Genomic DNA, 358 nt, shown 5'->3' on the forward strand with positions numbered 1-358 from the left:
CGAGCCGGGCCGGGGATTCGTGCTGCACAAGGTGGCCGAGCACGGGCAGGACCCCGAGGGTCGCTTGCGGATCGGCCAGGCGCTGGCGATGACCACGACGCGCGACATCCTGGTCGAACTGGCGCAGGGCTATGGTCCGGACCCTGCGGTTCTGGCGCTTGGCTATGCAGGCTGGGGGCCGGGGCAGCTGGAGACCGAGATGCTGGCCAATGGCTGGTTGACCGGAGATGGCGCCGAGGATCTGATCTTTGATCTGTCGCACGAGGACAAGTGGCAGCGCGCGCTGCGGGCGCAGGGGATCGATCCGTCGCTTTTGTCGGCGGCGTCCGGCCGCGCCTGAATTTTGCGTCCCGCGCGG

Annotated in this window: 1 protein-coding gene; it reads left to right on the top strand. The window is 69.0% G+C overall.

What is annotated here, in order from left to right; translation table 11 throughout:
- Positions 1 to 340: YqgE/AlgH family protein (locus tag TW83_RS15955; protein WP_045983770.1), on the top strand; the 340-nt coding region annotated here is incomplete at its 5' end.
- Positions 341 to 358: the final 18 nt, after the last annotated feature.

It is taken from the genome of Paracoccus sp. S4493 (genome assembly GCF_000967735.1).
Classification (GTDB): Bacteria; Pseudomonadota; Alphaproteobacteria; order Rhodobacterales; family Rhodobacteraceae; genus Paracoccus; species Paracoccus marcusii.